This is a genomic window from Streptomyces sp. NPDC026522 (assembly GCF_055567555.1).
Window position 1 is genome coordinate 215740 of sequence record NZ_JBVHQF010000002.1, and the last position, 25577, is coordinate 241316.

Annotated in this window: 26 protein-coding genes, 1 pseudogene and 1 riboswitch; of the genes and pseudogenes, 18 read left to right on the top strand and 9 right to left on the bottom strand. The window is 72.4% G+C overall.

The genetic code is table 11. The features are described from left to right. Positions 1-223: 223 nt before the first annotated feature. The 6 genes from ACZ4M3_RS05500 to ACZ4M3_RS05525 all read left to right on the top strand — a co-directional run bounded on the left by ACZ4M3_RS05500 (position 224) and on the right by ACZ4M3_RS05525 (position 5983). A complete protein-coding gene (locus tag ACZ4M3_RS05500) occupies positions 224-1084 on the top strand; it encodes a bifunctional methylenetetrahydrofolate dehydrogenase/methenyltetrahydrofolate cyclohydrolase (RefSeq protein ID WP_453357371.1) in 861 nt (286 codons plus the stop codon). Further along, positions 1044-1517, top strand: a complete 474-nt coding sequence (locus ACZ4M3_RS05505) for a DUF3017 domain-containing protein (RefSeq protein WP_467730336.1) — start codon at positions 1044-1046, stop codon at positions 1515-1517. The genes ACZ4M3_RS05500 and ACZ4M3_RS05505 overlap by 41 nt, the downstream gene beginning before the upstream one ends. A gap of 230 nt (positions 1518-1747) precedes the next feature. Beyond that, positions 1748-2737: a malate dehydrogenase gene (locus ACZ4M3_RS05510; protein ID WP_467730337.1), complete on the top strand. Its 990-nt coding sequence runs from the start codon at positions 1748-1750 to the stop codon at positions 2735-2737. Positions 2738-2889: 152 nt separating this feature from the next. Beyond that, positions 2890-4620 (top strand): hypothetical protein, encoded by a 1731-nt coding sequence (locus tag ACZ4M3_RS05515; protein ID WP_467730338.1) that lies wholly within the window; start codon positions 2890-2892, stop codon positions 4618-4620. Beyond that, the gene (locus tag ACZ4M3_RS05520) at positions 4610-5005 is read left to right on the top strand and encodes a hypothetical protein (protein ID WP_467730339.1); all 396 of its coding nucleotides are present in this window, start codon (positions 4610-4612) and stop codon (positions 5003-5005) included. Before ACZ4M3_RS05515 ends, ACZ4M3_RS05520 begins: the two co-directional genes overlap by 11 nt. A 3-nt stretch (positions 5006-5008) precedes the next feature. After that, positions 5009-5983: a hypothetical protein gene (locus ACZ4M3_RS05525; protein ID WP_467730340.1), complete on the top strand. Its 975-nt coding sequence runs from the start codon at positions 5009-5011 to the stop codon at positions 5981-5983. A 47-nt stretch (positions 5984-6030) separates the two neighbouring features. Here ACZ4M3_RS05525 and ACZ4M3_RS05530 read toward each other — a convergent pair whose 3' ends face one another. Further along, a complete protein-coding gene (locus tag ACZ4M3_RS05530; protein WP_467730341.1) occupies positions 6031-6531 on the bottom strand; it encodes a carboxymuconolactone decarboxylase family protein in 501 nt (166 codons plus the stop codon). A gap of 46 nt (positions 6532-6577) precedes the next feature. Between ACZ4M3_RS05530 and pdxR the strand changes: the two genes are divergently transcribed. Then, positions 6578-8005, top strand: a complete 1428-nt coding sequence (gene pdxR / locus ACZ4M3_RS05535) for a MocR-like pyridoxine biosynthesis transcription factor PdxR (protein ID WP_467730342.1) — start codon at positions 6578-6580, stop codon at positions 8003-8005. 558 nt (positions 8006-8563) lie between these two features. Here pdxR and ACZ4M3_RS05540 read toward each other — a convergent pair. Beyond that, positions 8564-9364, bottom strand: coding sequence for a DMT family protein (locus ACZ4M3_RS05540; RefSeq protein ID WP_467730803.1), 801 nt, complete (start codon positions 9362-9364; stop codon positions 8564-8566). Positions 9365-9489: 125 nt separating this feature from the next. On the opposite strand from ACZ4M3_RS05540, the gene ACZ4M3_RS05545 reads away from it, so the two are divergent. Together ACZ4M3_RS05545 and ACZ4M3_RS05550 are read left to right on the top strand one after the other, a co-directional pair. Further along, positions 9490-9804 carry a hypothetical protein gene (locus tag ACZ4M3_RS05545; RefSeq protein WP_467730343.1) on the top strand — a complete coding sequence of 105 codons (315 nt, stop codon included), beginning with the start codon at positions 9490-9492 and terminating at the stop codon, positions 9802-9804. A 15-nt stretch (positions 9805-9819) separates the two neighbouring features. After that, on the top strand, positions 9820-11010 hold the full coding sequence (locus tag ACZ4M3_RS05550; protein WP_467730344.1) for a glutathionylspermidine synthase family protein: 1191 nt from the start codon (positions 9820-9822) through the stop codon (positions 11008-11010). A 23-nt stretch (positions 11011-11033) separates the two neighbouring features. On the opposite strand, the gene rocD is transcribed toward ACZ4M3_RS05550, so the two are convergent. After that, the gene (rocD, locus tag ACZ4M3_RS05555; RefSeq protein WP_467730345.1) at positions 11034-12239 is read right to left on the bottom strand and encodes an ornithine--oxo-acid transaminase; all 1206 of its coding nucleotides are present in this window, start codon (positions 12237-12239) and stop codon (positions 11034-11036) included. Positions 12240-12348: 109 nt separating this feature from the next. Then, positions 12349-12439, top strand: a riboswitch (ZMP/ZTP riboswitch). Between the two features lie 34 nt (positions 12440-12473). Here rocD and ACZ4M3_RS05560 point away from each other — a divergent pair. The 4 genes from ACZ4M3_RS05560 to ACZ4M3_RS05575 all read left to right on the top strand — a co-directional run bounded on the left by ACZ4M3_RS05560 (position 12474) and on the right by ACZ4M3_RS05575 (position 17131). Then, entirely contained in the window at positions 12474-13742 is a 1269-nt protein-coding gene (locus tag ACZ4M3_RS05560; protein ID WP_467730346.1) for a serine hydroxymethyltransferase, read from the top strand. A 501-nt stretch (positions 13743-14243) separates the two neighbouring features. Beyond that, positions 14244-15257: a tryptophan--tRNA ligase gene (gene trpS / locus ACZ4M3_RS05565; protein WP_467730347.1), complete on the top strand. Its 1014-nt coding sequence runs from the start codon at positions 14244-14246 to the stop codon at positions 15255-15257. Positions 15258-15344: 87 nt separating this feature from the next. Next, positions 15345-15941 (top strand): 2'-5' RNA ligase family protein, encoded by a 597-nt coding sequence (locus ACZ4M3_RS05570; RefSeq protein WP_467730348.1) that lies wholly within the window; start codon positions 15345-15347, stop codon positions 15939-15941. A 188-nt stretch (positions 15942-16129) separates the two neighbouring features. After that, positions 16130-17131 carry a YihY/virulence factor BrkB family protein gene (locus ACZ4M3_RS05575; protein ID WP_467730349.1) on the top strand — a complete coding sequence of 334 codons (1002 nt, stop codon included), beginning with the start codon at positions 16130-16132 and terminating at the stop codon, positions 17129-17131. On the opposite strand, the gene ACZ4M3_RS05580 is transcribed toward ACZ4M3_RS05575, so the two are convergent. Next, positions 17070-18335, bottom strand: a complete 1266-nt coding sequence (locus tag ACZ4M3_RS05580) for a D-alanyl-D-alanine carboxypeptidase family protein (RefSeq protein WP_467730350.1) — start codon at positions 18333-18335, stop codon at positions 17070-17072. The two genes, ACZ4M3_RS05575 and ACZ4M3_RS05580, sit on opposite strands and share 62 nt — an antisense overlap. A 121-nt stretch (positions 18336-18456) precedes the next feature. On the opposite strand from ACZ4M3_RS05580, the gene ACZ4M3_RS05585 reads away from it, so the two are divergent. The 3 genes from ACZ4M3_RS05585 (at position 18457) to ACZ4M3_RS05595 (ending at position 21603) form a co-directional block, all read left to right on the top strand. Next, positions 18457-18702 carry an SCO4848 family membrane protein gene (locus ACZ4M3_RS05585; RefSeq protein WP_136217236.1) on the top strand — a complete coding sequence of 82 codons (246 nt, stop codon included), beginning with the start codon at positions 18457-18459 and terminating at the stop codon, positions 18700-18702. Then, positions 18699-19958 (top strand): metallophosphoesterase, encoded by a 1260-nt coding sequence (locus tag ACZ4M3_RS05590; RefSeq protein ID WP_467730351.1) that lies wholly within the window; start codon positions 18699-18701, stop codon positions 19956-19958. Before ACZ4M3_RS05585 ends, ACZ4M3_RS05590 begins: the two co-directional genes overlap by 4 nt. A gap of 88 nt (positions 19959-20046) precedes the next feature. Beyond that, positions 20047-21603: an ABC transporter substrate-binding protein gene (locus tag ACZ4M3_RS05595; RefSeq protein WP_467730352.1), complete on the top strand. Its 1557-nt coding sequence runs from the start codon at positions 20047-20049 to the stop codon at positions 21601-21603. A gap of 19 nt (positions 21604-21622) precedes the next feature. Here ACZ4M3_RS05595 and ACZ4M3_RS05600 read toward each other — a convergent pair whose 3' ends face one another. From ACZ4M3_RS05600 to ACZ4M3_RS05615, 4 genes are all read right to left on the bottom strand, one after another. After that, on the bottom strand, positions 21623-22357 hold the full coding sequence (locus tag ACZ4M3_RS05600) for a TetR family transcriptional regulator (protein ID WP_467730353.1): 735 nt from the start codon (positions 22355-22357) through the stop codon (positions 21623-21625). Between the two features lie 11 nt (positions 22358-22368). Continuing rightward, positions 22369-22794 carry a thiol-disulfide oxidoreductase DCC family protein gene (locus tag ACZ4M3_RS05605; protein ID WP_467730354.1) on the bottom strand — a complete coding sequence of 142 codons (426 nt, stop codon included), beginning with the start codon at positions 22792-22794 and terminating at the stop codon, positions 22369-22371. Between the two features lie 6 nt (positions 22795-22800). Beyond that, the gene (locus tag ACZ4M3_RS05610; RefSeq protein WP_467730355.1) at positions 22801-23205 is read right to left on the bottom strand and encodes a hypothetical protein; all 405 of its coding nucleotides are present in this window, start codon (positions 23203-23205) and stop codon (positions 22801-22803) included. 79 nt (positions 23206-23284) lie between these two features. Then, a complete protein-coding gene (locus ACZ4M3_RS05615; RefSeq protein WP_467730356.1) occupies positions 23285-23698 on the bottom strand; it encodes a hypothetical protein in 414 nt (137 codons plus the stop codon). Between the two features lie 149 nt (positions 23699-23847). Between ACZ4M3_RS05615 and ACZ4M3_RS05620 the strand changes: the two genes are divergently transcribed. Together ACZ4M3_RS05620 and ACZ4M3_RS05625 are read left to right on the top strand one after the other, a co-directional pair. Then, complete coding sequence (locus tag ACZ4M3_RS05620; RefSeq protein WP_467730357.1) at positions 23848-24609, top strand: helix-turn-helix domain-containing protein; 762 nt, start codon at positions 23848-23850, stop codon at positions 24607-24609. Next, positions 24606-24848 carry a DUF397 domain-containing protein gene (locus ACZ4M3_RS05625; RefSeq protein WP_467730358.1) on the top strand — a complete coding sequence of 81 codons (243 nt, stop codon included), beginning with the start codon at positions 24606-24608 and terminating at the stop codon, positions 24846-24848. The genes ACZ4M3_RS05620 and ACZ4M3_RS05625 overlap by 4 nt, the downstream gene beginning before the upstream one ends. Here ACZ4M3_RS05625 and ACZ4M3_RS05630 read toward each other — a convergent pair. Next, positions 24845-25551: pseudogene (locus ACZ4M3_RS05630) on the bottom strand (Uma2 family endonuclease). The gene ACZ4M3_RS05625 and the pseudogene ACZ4M3_RS05630 sit on opposite strands and share 4 nt — an antisense overlap. Positions 25552-25577 lie beyond the last annotated feature (26 nt).

The window sequence follows — 25577 nt, forward strand, 5'->3', positions numbered from 1 at the left end:
AGGAAACACGGCGTGATTGCGGTCCACCCCCCGGCACTGCCCGCGGCACTCATTGCCCGTCATCGTGGTCCCGCCGCAGGGGGATTGTCCAGCCGGTTCACGCACCGGCCGGGACTTGTTGTGCAAGTGCAATGAAATGACCAAGGCGGTTTCCGGGCCGCGGGGCGGCTGCGCGGGCGCCTTGAGTGGAAGCGGGACCGCTCCATCCGGGAGGATGGGGGGTATGACCGCCCAGATTCTCGATGGCAAGGCCACCGCAGCCGCGATCAAGTCCGAACTGACCGCCCGCGTGGCGGCGCTGAAGGCCCGGGGCATCACCCCCGGCCTCGGCACCCTGCTGGTCGGAGACGATCCGGGCAGCCGCTGGTACGTCAACGGCAAGCACAAGGACTGCGCGGAGGTCGGCATCGCCTCCATCCAGCGCGAACTTCCGGCCACCGCCTCCCAGGAGGACATCGAGGCGGTCGTCCGGGAACTCAACGAGAACCCGGAGTGCACGGGCTACATCGTGCAACTCCCCCTCCCCAAGGGCATCGACACCAACCGCGTCCTGGAGCTGATGGACCCGCTCAAGGATGCCGACGGACTGCACCCCATGTCCCTCGGGCGGCTGGTGCTCAACGAGCCCGGCCCGCTGCCCTGCACCCCGTACGGGATCGTGGCCCTGCTGCGCCACCACGGCGTGGAGATCAACGGGGCGCACGTCGTCGTCCTGGGCCGCGGCGTCACCGTCGGGCGCTCCATCGGCCTGCTGCTGACCCGCAAGTCGGAGAACGCGACCGTGACCCTGTGCCACACCGGTACGCGGGACCTCTCGCGGCTGCTGCGGCAGGCGGACGTCATCGTCGCGGCCGCCGGGGTTCCGCACCTGGTCAAGCCGGAGGACGTGAAGCCGGGCGCGGCCGTGCTCGACGTCGGCGTCAGCCGCGACGAGAGCGGGAAGATCGTCGGCGACGTGCACCCGGGGGTCGCCGAGGTCGCGGGCTGGCTGTCCCCGAACCCCGGCGGTGTGGGGCCGATGACCCGAGCCCAGCTGCTCGTCAATGTCGTCGAGGCGGCGGAACGGACCACCAGTGCGGGTTGAACACACCACCGGCCCGGCCGCCGGGGGCGAGGATTCGCCGGAGCCCCCGAAGTCCCGCCGGTTCCCCTCCGTCACCCGGGACACCGCCCGCCCCGAGGGCGGTGGCCGGGCCGCGCCCGGGGACGCCCCCGCGCCCGCCCGGCAGTGGCCGATGCTCAGCGTCCTGGCCGCCACGGCGGCCGGGCTGCTGACGACGGCCACGGGCCACCCCCGGGTGGGCTGCCTGATCATCGGCATCGCGTTGATGGCGGCCGCCGTGATGCGGCGCGTACTGCCTTCGGTGGGGATGCTCGCGGTCCGCTCCCGCTTCACGGACCTGGTGACGTACGGGGTGCTGGGCGTGGCCATCACGCTGCTCGCGCTGGTGATGGAACCCAAGCCCTTGCTGCACATCCCGTTCCTGGAGACGGCGGTCCGCTTCACCGTCCGCTGAGTCGGCGGGCCGCCGGTCCCGGGCGGAACGAGGGCGCGGGCAGCCGGTCGCCTTCGAACATCCGGGTGCGTGTGCCGCGCACCACACGGGCCTGGGGGTTAGCCACCCCCGGGGTCGGATAGCCTGACCGCGGATGTCTCTTCACGTCAAGATTTAGAGGACAGCGAAGCGGCGTCCTCCAGCACATGGGGCAGGGACGCCCCACCGCCAGCTGTCTAACGGAGAAGGCCATGACCCGCACTCCCGTGAATGTCACCGTCACCGGCGCCGCCGGCCAGATCGGCTACGCGCTGCTCTTCCGCATCGCGTCCGGTCACCTCCTCGGCGCGGACGTGCCGGTCAAGCTCCGGCTCCTCGAGATCCCCCAGGGCATGAAGGCCGCTGAGGGCACCGCCATGGAGCTCGACGACTGCGCCTTCCCGCTGCTCCGCGGCATCGACATCTTCGACGACCCGAACAAGGGCTTCGAGGGTGCCAACGTCGCGCTGCTCGTCGGCGCCCGCCCGCGCACCAAGGGCATGGAGCGCGGTGACCTGCTCTCCGCCAACGGCGGCATCTTCAAGCCGCAGGGCGCCGCGATCAACGCGCACGCCGCGGACGACATCAAGGTCCTGGTCGTGGGCAACCCGGCCAACACCAACGCGCTCATCGCGCAGGCCGCCGCTCCGGACGTACCGGCCGAGCGCTTCACCGCGATGACCCGCCTGGACCACAACCGCGCGATCTCGCAGCTGGCCGCCCGGACCGGTGCCGCCGTCTCCGACATCAAGCGCCTCACCATCTGGGGCAACCACTCGGCGACCCAGTACCCGGACATCTTCCACGCGGAGATCGCCGGCAAGAACGCCGCCGAGGTCGTCAACGACGAGCAGTGGCTGGCCGACACCTTCATCCCGACCGTCGCCAAGCGCGGCGCCGCGATCATCGAGGCCCGTGGCGCGTCCTCGGCCGCCTCCGCCGCCAACGCCGCCCTCGACCACGTCCACACCTGGGTCAACGGCACCGCCGCCGGCGACTGGACCTCGATGGGTGTCCCGTCGGACGGCTCCTACGGCGTCCCCGAGGGCATCATCTCCTCGTTCCCCGTCACCACCAAGGACGGTAAGTACGAGATCGTCCAGGGCCTGGACATCAACGAGTTCTCCCGTACGCGCATCGACGCGTCCGTGGCGGAGCTGGTCGAGGAGCGCGACGCGGTGCGCGAGCTCGGCCTGATCTGATCCGAACGGATCCGACCCGAACGGATCCGATCCGACCCGAACGGATCCGTTCGAACCAGTACGAACGACGGAGCGCCCCGGCCAAACCAGGCCGGGGCGCTTTGGCGTGATTCGGCCTGTCGCCTGATGTAGGGGGAACCTAAGGTCGGGCGGTGACCGAGACCCCGATCCCCCACCAGCCGACCGGTCCGGCCGACGGGGGCGATCCACGTGCCGGGCGCCCGCCGGTACACCCCTCGCTCAGCGAGGCCGGCCGGTTCCTCTGCTCGGGCACCTACCTCGACGCCGCGTTCCGCGACCGGGTCATCGACGAGCTCTACGTGCACGAAGAGCGCATCGTCGCCCCTTCCTACGGCTACGACGCCTCCCGGGTGCTCGCCCACGCGCTGCGCGCCCGCCGCACCGAGCTCGGCTGGGCGGCCGGGGTGCTCGGCGCCTGGTTCGTCGGCTCCCTGCTCACCGGTGGCGCCCTCATGGTGCTGGTCCTGCCCTTCCTCCTGCTGAGCCTCGCCGACTGGCTGCGCCGCCGGAACACACCGCTGGTGCGGGCGCTGGCCGTGATCCTGCGCGTCTACGTCTTCGTGACGCTCGCCGTCACCCTGCTCCTCCTCGTCTTCGGCGGCTACCTCCTGATGAGCGAGCTCGGCGGCTCCGGCGGACCCGGCGCCCTGCTCCTCGCCCCGTCCTTCGGGGACACCGCCGCGGCCACCGCCGTCCTCTGGTGGGTGCCCGTCGTCTTCGCCGCCGTGGTCACCGTCGTCGGCCTCCAGCACGGCCACGTCTACCGGACCATCACCACCGACCTCAACGAGCGCCGCTACGCCGACCACGCCGGAGACCCCGCCGAAGCGGCTCCCGGCGTGCGCTTCCAGCGCGTGCGCGCCCGGATCCGGGCCGAACAGCACGCGCCGGTGGTCATGTACGACATCAACGACCCGTTCTGCGGCGCGGGCGACCCCTACCGGCCCTGGCAGCTCTCCGTCGAGCTGCGCCCGCGCGAGGATCTGGGCCCCGACCGCAAGCCGACGCCGGTCACCAACGCCCACCTCGTCTCCCGGATCGTCCCCCTGCTGGAGCGCCTGCGGGTGCCGTCGCCGCACGGCTCGGCGCAGGCCATGGCCGCCGTCGGCGACCGGATGCGCGAACTGGTCGTCGACGAATGCGTGTTCCTGCCCGCCAACGGGCTGCCGCACCGGGACGCCGCGCAGGCCATCCACGGCCAGTACGCGCAGCAGCGGGCCGCCGCCATCGAGGAGGGCGGCGAGCGCCGCCGGCACTTCCTGCGCGTGCGGGTGGGCGGCTGGGACGAGAACCTCGTCGTCACCGTCTTCGTACGGGTCCACACGCAGGGCGGCATGATGATGCTGGAGGTGGCGCCGCACGTGCTGCTCCCGGTGGACGTCGCCTTCCACAACGCGGACGCCGACGCCCAGCGCTACCGCAACAACAACGCCTTCGGCAAGGCCGTCTGGGCCCTGCGCCGGACCCCCGGCTCCATCGCGGCCTCCGTCACCACCCTGGCCCGCGGCCTGGCCAGCTGGTGGCGGATCGTGACGGGCGGCCACGGCGGCGCCCGGCCCGCGGGCCCGCGCCTGTCGGTGCGCGAACTCGCCTCCGAGGACAACGGGTCGCTGTTCCACCTCATGGACCTGGACCGGTTCCTGAAAACCGTTCAGGACCGGGTGGTCGGCGGCATTATCGTCGCCTTGCACGAAGCGGGCTGGCACACCGAGGAGTTCGCGGCGCGCGCCGTCAACGTCGCCGAAGGCGGGGTGTTCATCCAGTCGGTGAACGGCAGCGCTTTCAGCGTCGGCGGCAGCAACAACACCAATACCGGGCACCACAACAGCGGCAAGGGCAGGGGGAGCAGCGGTGGCAACTGACGGGAGCGACGCGGGCACGACGGGCCCGGCGGAGCCGTCCGTACGGCTCGGCGACGTCAACGGCAGCGCGTTCAGCATCGGCGGCAGCAACAACACCAACACCGTCCACGCCGGGGACGCGGCGGCCGGGGCCGCCACGCCGCAGGTGCTGCTCGATGCGGTACTGGAGCTGCGCGCCGCCCTCGTACGGGTACCGCGGGGCGCGGACCGGTCGGCGCTGGACGCCGAACTGGACGGGGTCGCCGAGGAGCTGGAGACGGCGCGGGAGATCCGGCCCGGACTCGCCGCCCGGCTGCGCGCGGCGCTGACACGCTGGGCGCCGCTGGTCGAGACGGTCAGCGCGGCGACCGCGCTGGGCGAGTTGCTGACCTCACTGGGAGGCTGAGCCGTGGCCCCGCAGCCGCAGGGCGCGCCCCGCTGGGACGCGCGCACGCAGCGCTGGGTCTGGGACGCCCCCGCCGACGCCCCGGACCCCGCCGCACCGCCGCAGGCCCACCCGTCGCAGACATCCGCGCCGTACGACCCGCTCGCGCCGACCGCGCCGCAGGCCTACGACCCGCTCGCGCCGCAGGCCCACGACCCGGGCCGGCCGCCGGTGCCGTCCGGGTACGAGGGGAACCTGCCGCCGCTGCCGCCGGCGTACGACCCGCAGCTGCCGCCACCGCCGCCCGTACCCTCGGGGCCCCCGCGCCCCGGGGGGCCGGGCGGGCGGTGGCTGACGCCGACCACGGCCGGCATCGCGGTGGCCGCCCTGGCGATCGGGGCGGCCGCCGTCTGGTTCGTCGAGCGGAACCCGGCGCAGCCGCCCGCGCACGCGGGGGCGACCGCGTCGAGCGGCCCGAGCAGCGGCGACGCGTCCCGTTCGCGGCCGCCGCTCAGCTCGTCACCCGCCGGGAGCCCCTCCGCCGGCACCGGCCCCACCGCGGACGGCGCCCACGAGACGGTCCGGGACCCCAGGGGGTTCACCGTCGCGGTGCCCGCGGGCTGGCTCCGGGAAGAGGCCGACAGCGGCGTCTTCTACCGCTCGCCCGACCGGACGTCCCTGCTCCAGGTCTTCCGGGTCAGCGAAGCGGAACTCAGCCCGCTGCAGGCCGTCCAGGGCGCCTCCGCCGACCTGCGGGCCCGCACCTCGGGCTACGAGGAGATCCGGGTCGGCCAGGTCGCGGGGGCCGATGACGCCGCCGAACTGGTCTACGAGTACGACAGCGCGGAATCCCACGGCCGGCGCCGGGGCGTGGAGCGGGTCTCCCGCACCCCGGACGGCGGCAAGTGGGCCGTCCTGACCGCCGGCCCGGCCGCCGAGTGGGCGGTCACCCGGCAGCACCACGCGGCGGCGCTGGAGGCCTTCCGGCCCGGCGGCTGAGGCGGCGGACGCCGGTGCCCCGGCGCCGTCGCCCGGCCGCCGGTGGATCAGTGGCCCAGCATGCCCGGCGTGTAGTGCCCCGGGACCAGACGGCAGCTGACGCCGAACCGGTTCCAGGCGTTGATCGTCGTGATCACGGCGATCAGCCGGGCCAGTTCGGCCTCCTCGAAGTGCTCGGCGGCGGTCGCGTAGACCTCGTCCGGAACGAACCCGTCCGTCAGCACGGTCACCGACTCCGTCAGCGCGAGCGCGGCCAGCTCCTTCTCGGTGTAGAAGTGCCGGGACTCGCGCCAGGCCGAGAGCTGCACGAGCCGTTCGACGCTCTCGCCCGCCGCCAGGGCGTCCTTGGTGTGCATGTCCAGGCAGAAGGCACAGTTGTTGAGCTGCGAGGCGCGGGTCTTGACCAGCTCGACCAGCACCGGGTCCAGGCCCTTCTTGGAGGCGATCTCCAAGGCCACCATGGCCTGGTAGACCTCGGGCACGTGCTTGTACCAGTTCAGGCGGGCCGGTTCTTCGGGGGCGTGCTGCGCGGCTGCGGTCGTCGTCATGCCCCCACCGTATGAGGGAGGCAGCCCGCCGATATGGTCCACATCCATGACGGAATCCTGGGCCACTTTCGGCGCCGACCTGCACCTCGACCTGGCCGCCGGACGCGGGCTGCGGGCCGGGCTGACCGAGGCCATCCGCGAGGCCGCGCGCAGCGGGCGGCTGGCACCCGGGACCCGGCTGCCGTCCTCGCGGTCCCTCGCGGCGGACCTGGCCATCGCCCGGAACACGGTCGCGGAGGCGTACGCGGAACTCGTCGCCGAGGGCTGGCTGACGGCCCGCCAGGGCTCGGGCACCCGGGTCGCGGAACGGGCCAGGCCGCGCCGGTCCGCGCCGGTGGCCGCCGCCCGGGTGCGTCCCCCCGCGCGCCGGGGGCCCGCGTACAGCCTCGTCTCCGGCACCCCGGACCTGGGCAGCTTCCCGCGCGCGGGCTGGGCGGCGGCGACCCGGCGGGCGCTGACGGACGCCCCGAACGAGGCGCTGGGGTACGCGGTGGACGCGCGCGGCCGGGTGGAGCTGCGGGAGGCGCTGGCCGGGTACCTGGCGCGGGCGCGCGGCGTGTACGCGGACCCCGGGCGGATCGTGCTGTGCGCGGGGTTCGCGCACGGGCTGATGCTGCTGGCGAAGGCGCTGCGGGCGCGGCGGGTACGGACCGTGGCGGTGGAGGGGTACGGCCTCGGCGTGCACCGGGAGCTGCTCACGGGGGCGGGCCTGCGGACGCACCCGCTGCGGCTGGACGGGGCCGGGGCGCGGACCGACGAACTGCCGGCCGCGACGGTGGGCGCGGTGCCGGTGGGCGCCGTGCTGCTGACCCCGGCGCACCAGTTCCCGACGGGCGTCGCGCTGACGCCGGAGCGGCGGGCCGCGGCGGTCGACTGGGCGCGGACCACGGGCGGGCTGATCCTGGAGGACGACTACGACGGGGAGTTCCGCTACGACCGCCAGCCCGTCGGCGCGCTCCAGGGCCTGGACCCGGACCGGGTGGTGTACCTGGGGACGGCGAGCAAGTCCCTCGCGCCGGGGCTGCGGATGGGCTGGATGGTGGTGCCGGACGCGCTGCTGGAGGAGGTGCTCGCGGCGAAGGGCCACACCGACTGGACCTCCGGCGTGGTGGAGCAGCTGACGCTGGCCGAGTTCATCCGGTCGGGGGCGTACGACCGGCACGTGCGGGGGATGCGGACGCGGTACCGCAGGCGCCGGGACGCGGTGGTGCGGGCGGTGTCCGACCGGGCGTCGGTGACGGGGGTCGCGGGCATCGCGGCGGGGCTGCACGTGGTCCTGGACCTGGCGGCGGGCATGGAGCGGCCGGTGCTCCAGGCGGCGGCGGGCCAGGGCCTGGCCCTGGAGGGCCTGTCGGCGTTCCGCCACCCGGCGTCGGGGCTGCCGCGGCGGGAGGCGGTGGTGGTGGGCTACGGGGCCCCGCCGGACAGCGCGTGGTCGCTGACGCTGTCGGCGCTGGTGTCGTCCCTACCGTAGCCCTGGCCGGGCGGTGCGGGGTCCCGGTGCGGGTAGCCCGTGCCGCCGGGCGGGGCCGGTTCGCCTCAATCTCCCCCAGCTACCGCCGGGCGGTGCCCCCGCGGGGCTGGGTTCGGCTGCGCCTGGGCGGGGTGCCGGGTGCGTGGGCGGGGTGGGGGGTAGTCCGGGGCGGGCATGATTTATGGCGCCTGTTCCGGGCCGGCGAAGTAGGACCCCGGCCCGGCGCCCGGCCCCGCCGGCGCTTGAGGCGAAACCGACCCCCCGGCGGCACGGGCAACCCCAACGGCATCCGGCCGACCGCCCGGCCGGGGCACCGGCCCCGCCCGGCGCAACGGGCAACGCCAACGGCATCCGGCCGACCGTCCGGCCGGGGCACCGGCCCCGCCCGGCGGCACGGGCAACCCCAAGGGCATCCGGCCGACCGCCCGGCCGGGGCACCGGCCCCGCCCGGCGGCACGGGCAACCCCAACGGCATCCGGCCGACCGCCCGGCCGGGGCACCGACCCCCCCCGGCGGCACGGGCAACCCGAACCCGCCCCGTCAAACACCCGGCCAGGGTCACGGTTCGCCGAAGCGGGCCAGCGCCAGCGAGCCCGCCACCGCTACCGCGAAGCCGGCCGCCGCCAGCCAGGTCAGGCCCTCGCGGGGGGTGTCGCCGAGCCAGGCCAAGCCCACCGCCGCCGGGCCGACCGTCTCGCCCAGGACCAGGCCCGCGGTCGCCGCCGTCACCGAACCCCGCTGGAGCGCCGACGTGAGCAGCAGGAACCCCGCGCCCCCGCCCAACAGCAGCGCGTACACGGCCGGGTTGGTGAGGTCCGGGCCGTCGATGAGGCGGACCGACACCTCCACCACCCCGAAGCCGGTCCCCGCCCCCAGCCCCAGCGCCAGCGCCCGCGCGCGGCCCGGGAGCCGGCCCGCCGCCGCCCCGGCGAGCAGCACCAGCACCGCCACCACCAGCAGCGCCGGCTTCAGCGCGGGCGGCCCCGGCTGCGTGCCCTCCTCGCCCGAGGACAGCCCCAGCATCACCAGCCCCCCGCACACCACCGCGACCGCCCACCACTCCGCCCGGCTCAGCCGCACCCGCAGCAGCCGCGCCGCGACCACCGCCGTCACCGCCAGGCTGGCCGCCAGCGCCGCGCCCACCACGTAGATCGGGATGTGCCGCAGCGCCACGATCTGCAGGACGAACCCGACCGCGTCCAGGCCCAGCCCCGCCACGTACCGCCACTGCCGGACCGCCCGCAGCAGCAGGGCCGCGTCCACCCCCGACCCGGTCCCCGGCGCCGTCGCCCGCGCGGCCACCGCCTGCAGCACCGACGCCGTCCCGAAACAGACCGCCGCCCCCAGCGCGCAAACCATCCCAATCAGCACGAAGAGACTGTAGGTCACCGTCGTGACAAGGGTGTGACGACGGCCGGATTCCATCCCCCGGCCACCCCGCTCTAGTCTGTCGGGCAAGCCACCCAGGGGGAGCGAACCCGTACATGGAACCCACCGACGACACCACCCACGACACCACCGCCCGGCGCCGCATGCGTTCCGGCGCCGTCGCCCTCGGCGGCATGGGCCTGCTCGCCGCCACGCTCGTGGCCTGCGGCAGCAGCGAGCCCGACAAGCGCTGCGCCGACCGCGCCACCCTGCAGAAGCTGAACGAGAAGGAGTGCCGGAGCAGCGGCGGCCGCGGCGCGTACTACTACGGCGGCACCACCAGCAGCGGCAAGGTCAAGGGCGGCAGCTTCGACAAGTCCGCCGTCACCCGCGGCGGCATCGGCGGCCACAGCGGCTCCAGCGGCGGCTGAGGGAAGGCCGGCCCCGTGCAGCGCCACACCATAGAACCCCGCCCCGACTGGCAGAAGACCGTCGAGGAGCAGGGCCTGATCTACCCCCTGACCCGCTACCCCGACGACTCCCTGCGGCCCTACTGGGACGAGAGCGCGTACTACTCCTTTTCCCTGCCCGAGGTCGAGGCGCTGGAGGACGTCGTCGAGGAACTGCACGCCATGTGCCTCGCGGCGGCCGCGCACATCGTCGAGCACGACCGCTTCGCCGACCTCGGCATAGCCGATCCGGGGCTCGCCGCGCTCATCGCCGAGTCCTGGCGCCGCCGCGCCGAACAGCCGTCCCTGTACGGCCGGTTCGACCTGCGCTACGACGACTCCGGCGCCCCCGCCAAGCTGCTGGAATACAACGCGGACACCCCCACCTCGCTGGTGGAGGCCGCGAGTCCGCAGTGGTTCTGGATGGAGGAACGCTTCCCCGGCGCCGACCAGTGGAACTCCCTCCACGAGCGCCTCGTCGAAGCGTGGCGCCGGCAGGCGGAGCTGCTGCCGCCCGGGCCCGTGCACTTCGCGCACTCCGAGACCGACGAGCTCGGCGAGGACCTGATGACGGTCGCCTACCTCCAGGAGACCGCCGAGCAGGCGGGTCTGGCCACGCACGCCCTGTCCGTCGAGCAGATCGGCTGGGACAGCCTCTCCGGCCGGTTCGTGGACGACCGGCTGCGGTTCATCCGCAGCTGCTTCAAGCTCTACCCCTGGGAGTGGCTGGCGGCCGACGAGTTCGGCCCGCAGGTCCTCGGTACGTACGACCACGGCGGCGGCTCCGGCAGCACCTGCTGGATCGAGCCGCTGTGGAAGATGCTCCTGGCGAACAAGGCGCTGCTGGCGATCCTGTGGGAGCTCTTCCCCGATCACCCGAACCTGCTGCCCGCCTATCTCGACGGGCCGCGCGAGCTCGCGCACACCACCGGCTTCGCGGCCAAGCCGCTGCTCGGCCGCGAGGGCGCGGGGGTCACCCTGCACCCGGTGGGCGGGGAGCCGTTCGCGGCGGAGGAGGGCGAGACGTACGTGTTCCAGGCCCTGGCCCCGCTGCCGGACTTCGACGGCAACCGGGTGGTGCTCGGCGCGTGGGTCGTCGAGGAAGAGGCGGCGGGGCTGGGCATCCGGGAATCGGCGGGGCCGGTCACGGACGAGTACGCCCGCTTCCTGCCCCACGTCATCCTGTAGTCGCGGGTACGGGCCTACGGGCCTCAGACCGCGAGCACCGACCGCAGCTGGTCCAGGCCCCAGTCCAAGTCCTCCTTGCTGATGACCAGCGGCGGGGCGATCCGGATGGTCGAGCCGTGGGTGTCCTTCACCAGCACGCCCAGCTCCATCAGCTTCTCGGAGATGTCCCGGCCCGTACCGCGCGCCGGGTCGATGTCCACGCCCGCCCACAGCCCGCGGCCCCGTACGGCGGTCACCGCGCCGCTGCCCACCAGCAGGTTCAGCTCCCGGTGCAGGTGGTCGCCGAGTTCGGTGGCGCGTTGCTGGTACTCGCCGGTCCGCAGCATCGCGATCACCTCCAGGGCGACCGCGCAGGCGAGCGGGTTCCCGCCGAAGGTGGACCCGTGTTCGCCGGGGCGGAACACCCCGAGCACGTCCCGGTCGGCGACCACGGCGGAGACGGGGACGACGCCGCCGCCCAGCGCCTTGCCGAGGATGTACACGTCCGGCACGACCCCCTCGTGCGCGCACGCGAAGGTCTCGCCGGTACGGCCGAGGCCCGACTGGATCTCGTCCGCCATGAACAGGACGTTCCGCTCGCGCGTCAGTTCCCGTACGCCCTGGAGGTAGCCGGCGGGCGGTACCAGGACGCCCGCCTCGCCCTGGATCGGCTCCAGCAGCACGGCCACGGTGTTCGAGGTCACGGCGTGGGAGAGGGCGGTGAGGTCCCCGTACGGGACGATCTCGAAGCCGGGGGTGTACGGCCCGAAGTGGTCCCGGGCTTCGTGGTCGGTCGAGAAGGACACGATGGTGGTGGTCCGGCCGTGGAAGTTGTCGGCCGCCACCACGATCTTGGCGTGGCCGTCCGGCACGCCCTTGACCTCGTACCCCCACTTGCGGGCGGTCTTGACCGCCGTCTCCACGGCCTCCGCGCCCGTGTTCATCGGCAGCACCATCTCCTTGCCGCACAGAGCGGCGAGTTCGGTGCAGAAGTCCGCGAAGCGGTCGTGGTGGAAGGCGCGGGAGGTGAGCGTGACCCGCTCCAGCTGCGCGCGGGCGGCGTCGATCAGACGGCGGTTGCCGTGGCCGAAGTTCAACGCCGAATAGCCGGCGAGCATGTCGAGGTACCTGCGGCCCTCCACGTCGGTCATCCACGCGCCCTCCGCCGTCGCGACGACGATCGGGAGCGGGTGGTAGTTGTGCGCGCTGTGCGCGTCGGCGGTGCGGATGGCATCAGCAGTCTTCGACACGGGGTCTCCGATCGTCCGTCAGGCAGTCGACGAGGGTGGCGTCACTTTCCATGTTCGCTCGTATACCGGACGGAGAAACCTTTCTTGTGGCGCGCCCGCTAAGGTGGTCGGTACGCACGGCGACTGGCGCACGGAGAACGGACTCTGGGGGAGTCGTGCGCGCAGGACCGCACACAGGGCCGCTCGCCTGGGCCTCGCGGGGACGAGACCAGACATCGACCCCGGAGGACCGCCATGACAGCGCCCCGCCATCCCGCCCTGTACGCGACCGACCCCGAGCTGGCGTCGTTCGTCGCGGCCGAGGAAACCCTCCAGGCGGAGACGCTCCGCCTCATCCCGAGCGAGAACTACGTGTCCGCGGCGGTGCTGGAGGCTTCCGGCACCGTCCTGCAGAACAAGTACAGCGAGGGCTACCCGGGCCGCCGCTACTACGAGGGCCAGCAGAACATCGACCGGGTCGAGGCCCTCGCGATCGAGCGGGCCAAGGGCCTGTTCGGGGTGGACCACGCGAACGTGCAGCCGTACTCCGGCTCCCCGGCGAACCTGGCCGTGTACCTGGCCTTCGCGGAGCCCGGCGACACGGTGATGGGCATGGCCCTGCCGATGGGCGGGCACCTCACGCACGGCTGGGGCGTCTCGGCGACAGGTTCCTGGTTCCGGGGCGTGCAGTACGGGGTCTCCGCGGAGACCGGGCGGATCGACTACGACGCGGTGCGGGAGCTGGCGCTCGCCGAGCGCCCGAAGATCATCTTCTGTGGCGGTACCGCGCTGCCGCGCACGATCGACTTCGAGGCCTTCGCCTCGATCGCCAAGGAGGCGGGCTCGGTCCTGGTCGCGGACGTCGCGCACATCGCGGGCCTGATCGCGGGCGGGGCGCACCCCAGCCCTGCGGGCCACGTGGACGTCATCTCCACGACCACCCACAAGACGCTGCGCGGGCCGCGCGGGGCGATGCTGATGTGCCGGGAGGAGCACGCGAAGGCCATCGACAAGGCCGTCTTCCCGGGTCTCCAGGGCGGCCCGCACAACCAGACGACGGCGGGCATCGCGGTGGCGCTGCACGAGGCGTCGCAGCCGGCGTTCGTCACGTACGCGCACGCGGTCGTGGCCAACGCGAAGGCGCTGGCCGCGGCGCTGCTGGAGCGGGGCTTCGACCTGGTGTCGGGGGGTACGGACAACCACCTGATCCTGCTGGACCTGACGTCGCGGGGGGTGCCGGGGAAGGTGGCGGCGAAGGCGCTGGACCGGGCGGGGATCGTGGTGAACTACAACACGGTGCCGTTCGATCCGCGCAAGCCGTTCGACCCGTCGGGGATCCGGATCGGTACGCCGTCGCTGACGTCGCGGGGGCTGTCGGTGGAGCACATGCCGGTGGTGGCGGAGTGGATCGCGCGAGCGGTGTCCGCGGCGGCCGCGTCGGACGAGCGCGCCCTGTCCGCGATCCGCGGCGAGGTCTCAACCCTGATGTCCGCCTTCCCGGCCCCGGGCCTCCCCCTGTCCTGACGATCGCCCCGCCCCGTCGTTTGATGCGCGGGCCCGCCAATCCAGCCTCGCCGGCGTTGACCTGACACCGGGGCCCGCCATCCAGCCTCCCCGGCGCCTGAGGCGGGGGGTCCGCCATTCCGGCCTCCCCGGCGTTTGAGGCGGGGGGTCCGCCAATCCGGCCTCCCCGGCGCCTGATGCGGGGGGTCCGCCAATCCAGCCTCGCCGGCGTTTGAGGCGCGGGGTCTGGGGCGGAGCCCCAGGAAACCCGGCTCCGCCGGGCACCGGGCTACGCCCGGGCCCACGCCTCAAACGCCGGCGAGGCTGATTTGGCCCGCCGGAGAGCGCGTCGGGGGGTACGGCGGCCCCGGTACGGGGAAAGCGGTCGCTCGGACGGGGTGGGATCCGGTCGGGGTGCTACCGGGCGGTACCGCGGCAGCGGACCGGCGGCGGCGCCGCCCGGCGGAAGGTTCCGGCCAGCGGCGGCGCCGAGCCCGCCCCCGCACCTGAGAGAATGAAGCCATGGCTTCTGATCGTCCTCGCGCGCTCTCCGGCATCCAGCCCACCTCCGGTTCGTTCCACCTCGGGAACTACCTCGGTGCCATCCGCCAGTACGTCGCCCTGCAGGAGACGCACGACGCCTTCTACATGGTCGTCGACCTGCACGCGATCACCATGCCGCAGGATCCGAAGGACCTCCGCGCGAACACCCGGCTTTCCGCCGCCCAGCTGCTCGCCGCCGGCCTGGACCCCGAGCGCTGCACGCTCTTCATCCAGAGCCACGTCCCCGAGCACGCGCAGCTCGGCTGGGTCATGAACTGCATCACCGGCTTCGGCGAGGCCAGCCGGATGACCCAGTTCAAGGACAAGTCCGCCAAGGGCGGCGTCAACAACGCCACCGTCGGCCTCTTCACGTACCCGATCCTCCAGGTCGCCGACATCCTGCTCTACCAGGCGAACGCCGTCCCCGTCGGCGAGGACCAGCGCCAGCACATCGAGCTCACCCGCGACCTGGCCGAGCGCTTCAACCAGCGGTTCGGCCAGACCTTCACGCTGCCCGCCGCGCACATCGTCAAGGAGGTCGCGAAGATCTACGACCTCCAGGACCCGGCGAGCAAGATGTCGAAGTCCGCGTCGTCCCCCAAGGGCCTGATCAACCTCCTCGACGAGCCCAAGGTCACCGAGAAGAAGATCAAGAGCGCGGTCACCGACACCGAGGCCGAGATCCGCTTCGACGCCGTGCACAAGCCCGGCGTCAGCAACCTGCTCACGATCTACTCCACCCTCACGGGCGAGTCCATCCCCGCCCTCGAAGCCGCGTACGAGGGCAAGGGGTACGGCGCGCTCAAGACCGACCTCGCCGGGGTGATGGTCGACTTCGTCACACCGTTCCGCCAGCGCACCCAGGAGTACCTGGACGACCCGGAGACCCTGGACTCGGTGCTGGCCAAGGGCGCGGAGAAGGCCCGGGCGGTCGCCGCCGAGACCCTGGCGCAGGCGTACGACCGACTCGGTTTCCTGCCCGCCAAGCACTGACCGGCGACAGCCCTGGCGGTCCGGGGGTCGGTACCGCCACACTGAGGCGGACCGCCACAGACGGAAGTGACAGACGGAGGAGACAACGTGGGGACCGTAACGCTCGGCGTTTCGATCGCGGTCCCGGAGCCCTACGGCAGCCAGCTCCAGGAGCTGCGCGCGGGCTTCGGGGACGTCGCCGCGCACGGCATCCCCACGCACGTCACCCTCGTCCCGCCCACCGAGGTGGACGGAGACCGGCTCCCGGCGATCCGGGCCCACCTCGCCGAGGTCGCGGCGGGCTTCCGCGCCTTCGCGATGCGGCTGGAGGGCACGGGAACCTTCCGTCCGCTCTCCCCGGTCGTCTTCGTCCAGGTCGCGGAGGGCGGCGCCGGCTGCACCCGGCTCCAGGGCCGGCTGCGCGACCCCGAAGGGCCGCTCGACCGGGAGCTGGCGTTCCCGTACCACCCGCACGTGACCGTCGCCCACGGGATCTCCGAGGAAGCGATGGACCTGGCGTTCGGCACGCTCGCCGACTACTCCGCCGAGTGGCTGTGCGGCGGCTTCGCGCTCTACGAGCAGGGCTCGGACGGCGTCTGGCGGAAGCTGCGCGAGTACCCTTTCGGGCCCGGCCCGGCGGGCTTTCCGGCGCAGTCGGGCTCGCCGGCGAACGAGACGGCCGAAGCGGTCATACGGCGTTCCTGACGGAGCGGCCGCAGGGCCTGGACCGTGCCGAACCTGAGCCTCCGTAGGACCAGGGCGTGAAACGGGCGCCCCATCGAGTGCGCATGGCGAAAAGTCACAATCGACGACCGTAGTCCCAAAGTGGTGCAATACCGGCTATTTCCGGCATTCCACTTACGGTGACCTCCTGACTGGCTGACGGTGACCCCATGGACTGGCTGACGAAGATCCCGTTGATCGGGCCGCTGGCGGCAGCCCTGATGCGGACGCACGCCTGGCGTTCGTACGAGCGGCTCGACCGGGTCCACTGGTCCCGGCTCGCCGCCGCGATCACCTTCATCAGCTTCCTCGCGCTCTTCCCGCTGATCACCGTGGCCGCCGCCGTCGGCGCGGCGCTCCTCAGCCAGGAGCAGCTGGACCGCCTCCAGCACACCCTCGCCCAGCAGGTCCCCGGCATCTCCGACCAGCTCGACCTCAACACGCTCGTCGCGAACGCGGGCACCGTCGGACTCGTGGCGGGCGGCCTGCTGCTCCTCACCGGCATCGGCTGGGTCGGCTCGATGCGCGACTGCCTGCGCGCCGTCTGGGACAAGGACGACGAGGACCAGGGCAACCCCGTCGTCCGCAAGGGCAAGGACGCGCTGGTGCTGCTCGGGCTCGGCGGCGCCGGACTGGCCTCGGCCGCCGCCTCGATCGTCGGGTCCAGCGCGGTCGGCAAGTTCGGCGACCTGCTCGGCGTCCCCCGGCACGGCGCCGGCGGGGTGGTCCTGCGTACGGGTGCCTTCCTGGTCGGCGTGGTGGCCGCCTTCCTGCTGCTGCTCTACCTGCTGACCCTGCTCCCCGGGGTCGAACCGCCGCGCGGCCGGCTGATCCAGGCGGCCCTCATCGGCGCGGCCGGGTTCGAGCTGCTGAAGCTGCTGCTCAGCGGATACATCCGGGAGGTCGCCGGGAAGAGCATGTACGGGGCCTTCGGCGTGCCGATCGCCCTGCTGCTCTGGATCAACTTCACGGCCAAGCTGCTGCTGTTCTGCGCGGCGTGGACGGCCACCGGCCACGCGGACCCGGAGCCGGCCACCGAGCCCGACCCCGCCGGGACGGACGACGCGCGCGCCGAGAACGCCGCGCGTGACGGCGGCGGCCCCGCCGCCCCTACACGAGGTCCTCGTCCGGCGAGCGGCGGCCCCGCCGGCCCGGCGGCCACCGCCGGTTGAAGGCGAACGCGCCACCCGCCAGCGCGGCCAGCACCCCGCCCGCGATGCCCAGCGCAGTGCCCAGACCGCTGTCGCCCGGGTCGGCGCCGGCCGCCGCCTGCTTCTGTTCGTGCGACTGGGCGGGCGCGCCCTTCGACTTGGTGTCCGCGCTCTTCGGCGGCACCAGCTCCCCGACCGGCTTGACCTTCCCGGCCGCCGCGAAGCCCCAGTCGAAGAGCTCGGCGGTCTCCTCGTACACCGAATTGATCCCGCCGGCGTCCGGGTTCATCACCGTGACCAGGAGCTTCTTGTCGCCGCGCTGGGCCACGCCGGTGAAGGTGGAACCGGCCATGCTGGTGTTGCCGTTCTTCACCCCGGCGATGCCCTTGTACGGGGAGATGCCGCCCGCTCCCGTCATCAGCCGGTTGGTGTTCTGGATCTCGAAGAAGTCGCGCGGTTTGCCCCCCTCCTGCCTGCCGGGGAACTGGGCGCTCGCGGTGCCGCAGTACTCGCGGAAGTCCTGCTTCTGGAGGCCGGAGCGGGCGATGAGGGTGAGGTCGTACGCGCTCGACACCTGACCGGGGGCGTCGTACCCGTCGGGGGAGACCACGTGCGTGTCGAGGGCCTGGAGCTCCTCGGCGTGCGCCTGCATGTCCTTGACGGTCTTCTCGATGCCGCCGTTCATGGCCGACAGCACGTGCACCGCGTCGTTGCCCGACCGTAGGAAGACCCCGAGCCACAGGTCGTGGACGGTGTACTCGGCGTCCTCCTTGACCCCGACCAGACTGCTGCCCGCCCCGACGTCGGCCATCTCCTGCTCGCTCACCCTGTGCACCTGGTCCTTGGGGAGGCTCGGCAGCACCGTGTCCGCGAACAGCATCTTCATCGTGGAGGCCGGCGGGAGCCGCCAGTGCGAGTTGTGCGCGGCCAGCACCTCGCCGGTATCGGCGTCCGCCACGATCCAGGACCGCCCCGTGAGGTTCGCCGGCAGCGCGGGCGCCCCGGGCAGCAGGTTCACCTGGGTGCCGGGCTGGCCGAGCGCGGCGCCGCCGACGCTGGACATCGAGGAGGGCGGCGCGGGTGCCTGGCGTTTGCCCTTCCCGTCCGCCGGCCGCGCCGGCCGCGCCGACGGCGCCGCCGGGTCGGCGTGCGCGGGGGCCGAGAGCATGGCGGGGACCAGCAGCGCGGCGGACAGGACCGTCAGCGCGGTCTTCTTTGCAGACACGCAGGTGAACGTACATCCCGATGGGCCGACCGCAGCCACGGGCAGGTCAACCCGCCGCAGCCACCGCCGGTACAGCCCACCCCGGCGTGTCCGTCCGGACGGCGAAACCGATACTGAGGGCATGAAACTCAGCCGCGCCGCCTCCTGGTTCCTGCTCGCCTTCGGAGTGTGGAGCTGGTTCATCTGGGTGACCTTCGTCCGGAATTTGTGGAAGAACGGAAGCGGCCTGTCCTTCGACGCGGCCGGTGACCCTACGGCGTACTTCTGGGTCCACCTTCTCCTCGCGGTGACGTCCTTTCTCCTGGGGACGGCCGTTGGGGTGATCGGGTTGCGCGGCGTGCGGGCGCTGCGGCGTGAGTCACGATGACCGTATTCGTCTTCGCGGCGGTCGCGCTCGCGGTACTGCTCCTGTTGGCCCTGGTGCACCGGTGGCTGTGGGCCCGGCTGGTCCGTGACACCACCCGACCGGGTGGACCGGCCCGCCGGGCGGGCACCGTGCTGGCGTTCGCCCTGCCGGTGCTCGCCGTCGCGGCGCTGGTGGCGGGGCACGCGGGCGCGCCGTTCTGGCTCCAGCGGGCGGTGGCCTGGCCCGGGTTCATGTGGCTGGCGGTGCTGCTGTACCTGACGCTGGCGATGCTGGTGGCCGAGCCGGTGCGCCGGATCTGGCTCCGCCGGTCCGCCGCCCGGCAGGCCGCGCCCGCGCCCGCCCCCGTACCCGCGCCCGCCCCCGTACCGGCTGCCGCGCCCCCGGCGGCCGAGCCGGCCGCCGCCCCGGGGCCCGCCGCCACCTCCGCCGACCTCACGCGGCGGCGGTTCGTCGCGCGCACGGTCGGCGGGGCCGCGGCGGCCGCCGCCCTCGGCACCGTCGGCGCGGGGACGTACGGGGTGCTGCGCGGGCCCCGCGTCAAGCGCGTACAGGTGCCGCTGGCCAAGCTGCCGCGCGCCGCGCACGGCTTCCGGATCGCCGTCGTCAGCGACATCCACCTCGGCCCGATCCTCGGGCGGGCGCACACCACCCGCATCGTCGACACCGTCAACCGCACCCAGCCCGACCTCATCGCCATCGTCGGCGACCTCGTCGACGGCAACGTGCACGACCTCGGCCCGGCCGCCGAACCCCTGCGCGGGCTCAGGGCCCGGCACGGTTCCTTCTTCGTCACCGGAAACCACGAGTACTTCTCGGGCGCCCAGCAGTGGGTCGACCACGTCCGCGAGCTCGGCATCCAGCCCCTGGAGAACGCCCGCCGGGCCCTGCCGTACTTCGACCTCGCCGGGGTCAACGACGTCCAGGGGGAGAGCGAGGGCCACGGCCCCGACTTCCGGGCGGCCCTCGGCGACCGCGACCGGACCCGGACCGCGGTGCTCCTCGCCCACCAGCCGATCGTCATCCACGACGCCGTCCGGCACGGCGTGGACCTCCAGCTCTCCGGCCACACCCACGGCGGCCAGCTCTGGCCGGGCAACTACATCGCCGAACTCGCGAACCCGACCGTCGCCGGACTGGAGCGGTACGGGGACACCCAGCTGTACGTGTCGCGCGGCGCGGGCGCCTGGGGGCCGCCCGTCCGGGTCGGCGCGCCGTCGGACATCACGGTGGTCGAACTAGCCTCATACCAGGCCTGAGCAGGCATAACGGGCCTTCCGGTGGCCGGTATTCCGTGATTGGGTGACCGATAATCGGAGCGCCTAGTGTGAATAGCGGGGTCAGGGGATGCGGTCTGCCAGACCGAAGATCATCGCGGCCGGTCTCGTCCTCGTCGCGGCGGGCGGCGTCGCGGCGTGGCAGCTGATGCCCGACGGCGAGGGCCGCGGCGCCCTCAGGGTCGGCACCAGCGACTCCGTCTCCAGCCTCGATCCGGCCGGGGCGTACGACGCGGGCTCCTGGGCCCTGTTCAGCAACGTCTACCAGTCGCTGCTGACCATCAAGCCCGGCTCGGACACCCCGGTCCCGGACGCCGCCTCCGAGTGCGCGTTCGTCGGGCAGAAGCTCACCACCTACCAGTGCCAGCTCCGCCCGGAGGTGAAGTTCTCCAACGGGCGCGCGGTCACCGCCGACGACGTGAAGTTCTCCTTCGACCGGATCAAGACGATCAAGGCGGACCAGGGCCCGGCCTCGCTCTTCGACACCTTGGAGTCGGTCAAGGCCGACGGCCGCACCGTCACTTTCAACCTCTCCGCCCCCGACGCCACCTTCCCCTTCAAGATCGCGACGGGCGCCGCCTCGATCGTGGACAAGGACGTCTACCCGGCCAAGGGGCTGCGCGAGGGCACCAAGGTCGACGGCTCGGGCCCGTTCACCCTGGCCGGGTACGAGGCCGGCGCGAGCGCTGAGCTCAAGCCCAACCCGGCGTACAAGGGCCAGGCCAAGCCCGCCCTCGCCCCCGTCACCGTCAAGTACTTCAAGGGCTCGGACGAACTCAACAAGGCCTGGACGGACCGGAAGATCGACGTCGCCCACCGCGACATGCCGCCCGAGGTGCTCGCGGGCCTCGGCCCGGGCCTGGAAGACACCCGCTACCAGGTCTCCGGCGGCACCGAGACCCGCATCATGATCTTCAACGTCCGGCCCGGATCGACCGTCGCCAAGCCCGCCGTGCGCCAGGCCGTGGCCGCCGTCCTGGACCGCTCCAAGCTGGCCGCCGAAATCCACAAGGGCACGGTCACCCCGCTCTACTCCCTCGTCCCGGCCGGCGTCGCCGGACACAGCACGCCGTTCTTCGACACCTACCCCAAGCCCGACGAGGCGACGGCCAAGAAGATCCTCAAGGACGCCGGGATCGACGCCCCGGTGCCGCTGACCCTGGGCGTCAACGAGCGGGGCGCCAACGTCGCGGAAGCCGACGCGATCGCCAAGCAGCTCACCGCCACCGGCCTGTTCCAGGTGAAGATCAAGACGGTCGCCACGTTCCAGGACTACCAGAAGCGGTACGCGGCGGGCGAGTTCGACGCCTACACCCTGGGCTGGATCGCCGACTTCCCGGACGCGGACAACTTCATCGCCCCGCTCGTCGCCACCGGCTCCAGCATGAACAACGGCTACTCCGACAAGACGGTGGACGACCTGATCGCCCGCACCCGCGGACACTCGGACCGGGGCGACGCCGCCACCGACTTCCGCGAACTCCAGAAGCTGGTCGCCCAGCAGATCCCGATCCTGCCGATCTGGCAGAAGAAGGACTACGTGATGTCCCGCGACGCCGTCAGCGGAGCGCAGTACCTCTCCGACGGTACGGGCGTCTGGCGCCTGTCGGAACTCAACTGGCTCTGACGCAGCGGCCCGCCGCCGGCTACGACCCCTCGCCGGGGTACGGGTCGGAGGCGCGCTTCTTGCGGGAGACCGCCGTCTGCGCCATGCCGGGCAGGAAGTCCGCGAACAGTTCGTGGACCTCCCGCACCAGCGGCCGCAGCACCCGGAACCGGGCGAGGACGATGCCCCGCGTCGTGAGCTGCGCGCCGCGCTCGGCGAGCCGGCGGGTCTTCTCGCTGTCGGGCGAGCGGTCGAAGACCCAGTACAGGACGAGTCCCATCTGCGAGAGCCACATCAGCTCGGGCAGTACGTCGGCCAGTTCCTCCGGCACCTTCGTCTTCGCGCCCGCCAGCACCTCGCGGTGCATGTCGATCGCCGCCTTGCGGGCGGGTTCAGACTCGGGCGAGAAGGGGCTGAGCGGACTCTCCGGGTCGGCCGCGTTCTTGAAGAACTGCGAGGCGAACTCGTGGTACGGCGCCGCGATGTCCAGCCAGCTCGTCAGCACACCGGCGAGGCGCTTCTGCAAGTCGGTCTCGCTGTCCAGGATCGGCCGGACCGCCGCCTGGTGAGCGGCGCCGATCCGGTCGTAGAACCCCTGGACCAGGTGTTCCTTCGAAGCGAAGTAGTAGTACGCGTTCCCGACCGAAACCCCGGCCTCCTTGGCGATGGCCCGCATGGTCGTCTTGTCGAAGCCGCGCTCCTGGAACAGGCGGAGGGCGGTTTCGAGGATGAGGGTGCGGGTCTGTTCGCTCTTCGGAGCCTTCTGATCGGTCACGGTGTACGACCCTATCGGGGTACTGCGCACTGGTCGTCACAGGCCGGTTCTTCCGCCCCCGCCGCGCCGTTCGTACGTACCGCGGCCCGCCAGGCGGAGGCGGTGTACATGGCGGCCCGGGCGAAGGGCCGGCCCGCCGGGGTGGCGAGCCAGTTGGCCCTCGGCCGGTGCTCGGCCAGGGCCCACAGGCACACGATGAAGGCATCGGTGTCGGTCCAGACCTGGCCCGCGCTCCCGACCACGGTGATCCGGCGCAGCGTCGCCGCGTGGTCCAGGCCCGGGAACCGCTGCCGCGCCTCGTACGATCCGGCGGGGACCAGCCGCAGCGGTACGAGCCACCGCTGTCCGAGCAGCCAGTGCCGGATGTGCACGCAGAGCGGGCAGTTCGCGTCGTAGAGGACGGTCAGGTGCCGGATCGGCGCGCTCGCCGCGGCCATCGGGGCTCAGGCCCCGGCCGGGGCGGTCCACCCCTGGGGGGCGACCGGCGGGGTCTGCTGGCGCTCCATGATGCCGCGGCGGCGCATCTTGTTGAGCACCCACACGTTGCCGAGGTGCATCACGCCGAGGACGAGCAGGACGACGCCGAGCTTCACCGAGAGCGCCTCGAAGAGGCCGCGGGCCTCGGTGATGGTCTCGGCCGAGCGCAGGTAGAGGGTCACGAAGCCGATGTTCACCAGGTAGAAGCCGACGACCAGGAGGTGGTTGACGGCGTCCGCGAGCTTCTCGTTGCCCTGGAGGACGTCGGCTATGAAGACGCGGCCGTTGCGGGTCAGGGTCCGGGCGACCCAGATGGTGAGCCCGATGCTGATGACCAGGTAGATGACGTACGCGACCACGGTGAGGTCCATGCCCCAGCCCCTTTGAACGTGTTCAACTGCTGACGGGGCTGACTGTAGACCTCTTTTTGAACAGGTTCAAGCGGCAGGTTCAAGGCATCATCCCGATCGCCTTCTCCAGCAACTCCGGATCGACGTGCGGAGCCCCGGGCGTCGGCAACGACCGCCAGGCCAGCGGCCAGGTCGTCCCGTACAGGGCGGGCACCCCGACGTACGCGGCGGCGGGCCGGGTGCGCGAGCTGTACCGCTGGGCGTACGAGGGCCAGCACCGCTCCCGCGCGGTGCCGGGCGGCAGCAGGAAGTACATCCAGCGGAAGCCGTTGAGCTCGTAGACGACGGGCCCGGGGTCGTGGTCGGTGAGCCGGCTGAGCCGCTTGGCGACTTCCTCGCCGAGCTGACCCTGAATGCGGACGGCATCGAAGTGCACCCCGGCGAGCCGGAGTTGGAAGCCGGCCTCGGGAACCCAGTCCGGGGCCCACGCGCGGGGGGAGATTTCCTCGTTCACACCACAGAGGGTGACGGCCCGGAGCTAGCCTGAACAGTGGTCGCGCCGTCACAGACGGCGATCTGTGAAGGGCCGTGAAGCCGATGACCGAGCCTGTGAACCCGAGTGAACCCCTCCCGTCGGCGCTCCGCCGCGGCCTGGGAGCCCAGATGCGCACGCTCCGTGAGAAACGGGGGGTGTCGCGGCAGCAGTTGGGCGGCGACACCAACTTCTCTCCGTCCACCATCGGGGCGTTCGAGCGGGGCGAGCGGGCGATGGACGCCGAGACGATCGAGAAGGTGGACGACGTCCTGGGCGGGGAGGGCCTGCTGAAGGCGACGGTTCCGTACCTGGAGGAGGAGCGGTACGCGCCGCAGTTCAGGAACTTTGCGCCTATCGAGGCGAAGGCGGTCAGCCTGTGGGTCTACTCCACCCACGTCCTACATGGCCTGCTCCAAACCGAGGCGTACGCGCGCCAGGTGTTTGTGGACCACTGGCCACCCGTCGCTGCCGCGGAGATAGAGAGTCGGCTGACTGCCCGTTTGGACCGCCAAGCGCTTTTGTACCGGGACCCGCCGCCGGTGCTGTGCTTCGTACTGGAGGAGACCTTCCTGCGGCGCAAAGTGGGAGGAGACACAGTCTGGCGGGAGCAGCTCCGACACCTGCTCGCATGCGGCCGTCTGCCCCATGTGCGCATCCAGCTCGTCCCGCTCGAATGCGAGGAGGTCGTGGGTGCGACGGGACCCATGACGATCGCGGAGACGCCTGAACGCCGCATGTTGGGGTACTTGGAAGGTCAGGGCCAAAGCTGGGTGCTCTCAGACCGGTTGGTGGTCAGCGACATGGTGCAACGGCATGCGAACATTCGAGGAGTGGCGTTGAGCCCGAGGGCTTCGGCGCAGCGGATCGAGCGGCTGCTGGGAGAGCGATGAACACCGGACTGGCATGGTTCAAGAGCAGCTACAGCGACGGCACCGGCGGCGAGTGCGTCGAGGTGGCCATGTCCTGGCAGAAGAGCAGCTACAGCGGTGGTGACGGCGGTCAGTGCGTGGAGGTCGCGGCCTGCCCGTCCGCCGTGCATGTCCGGGACTCCAAGGACACCACCCGCCCCGTCCTGACGCTCACCCCGGCGGCCTGGGGCGCCTTCACCGGCTTCGTGGCGGCGTCCTAGCCCTCCCGCTCCGGCTCGGCGGCCCGGGGCCGCTTCTTGGGCTGTCGGCCGGCCTCCAGGAGCTCGGATGCGTCGAGGGTGACCTTGGCGCCCAGCGTGTCGGGCAGGGTCGCCAGCTCTCCCGCGGCGTGGATGCGGTGGCTCTTGTACTCACCCTGGACGGGGTCGGTCAGAACATGGACCCGCTCGTGCTTACGGTTCACGATGACGTAGACCGGCACCTGGGCTCGGGCGTAGGCAATGGCCTTGGCGCTCAGGTCGTCGTTGTAATTGGACGAGGTCACTTCCAGGACCAGGCGGAACGCCACCGGGTCGTAGCAGTTGTGCTCAAGCAGGTGGTCTTTGATGTCGCCGTCGACCACGGCGAGGTCCGGGATCGGGTAGTCCTCGGGCCCACCGGCCAGCCAGAGGCCGATGCCTTGCGCGACCTTGCAGTCAGGCCCGTGCAGTCCCGCGCTCAGGAACGGGAGCATGAGTTCGGTCAGGACGAGCGAATGCGGGGCGGCGGTGGGGTAACGGTGAGGATGCCTCCGATGATCTCGACGCGGTAGCCGGGGTTCTGCTCCGTGAGCCGGGCGGCCTCTTCGAGGAGGGTCGGCGGCCTCTCGTCGTCGGCGTACTCAGGGTGCTCGACGGGTGCTGGGGACGTTCCGGGCCTCCCGTGGGCTGGGTCGAGGGCATCATCGTAGGCCGTGAGCGGCACCGGGGACGGCAAGCTCCGGCATCGTG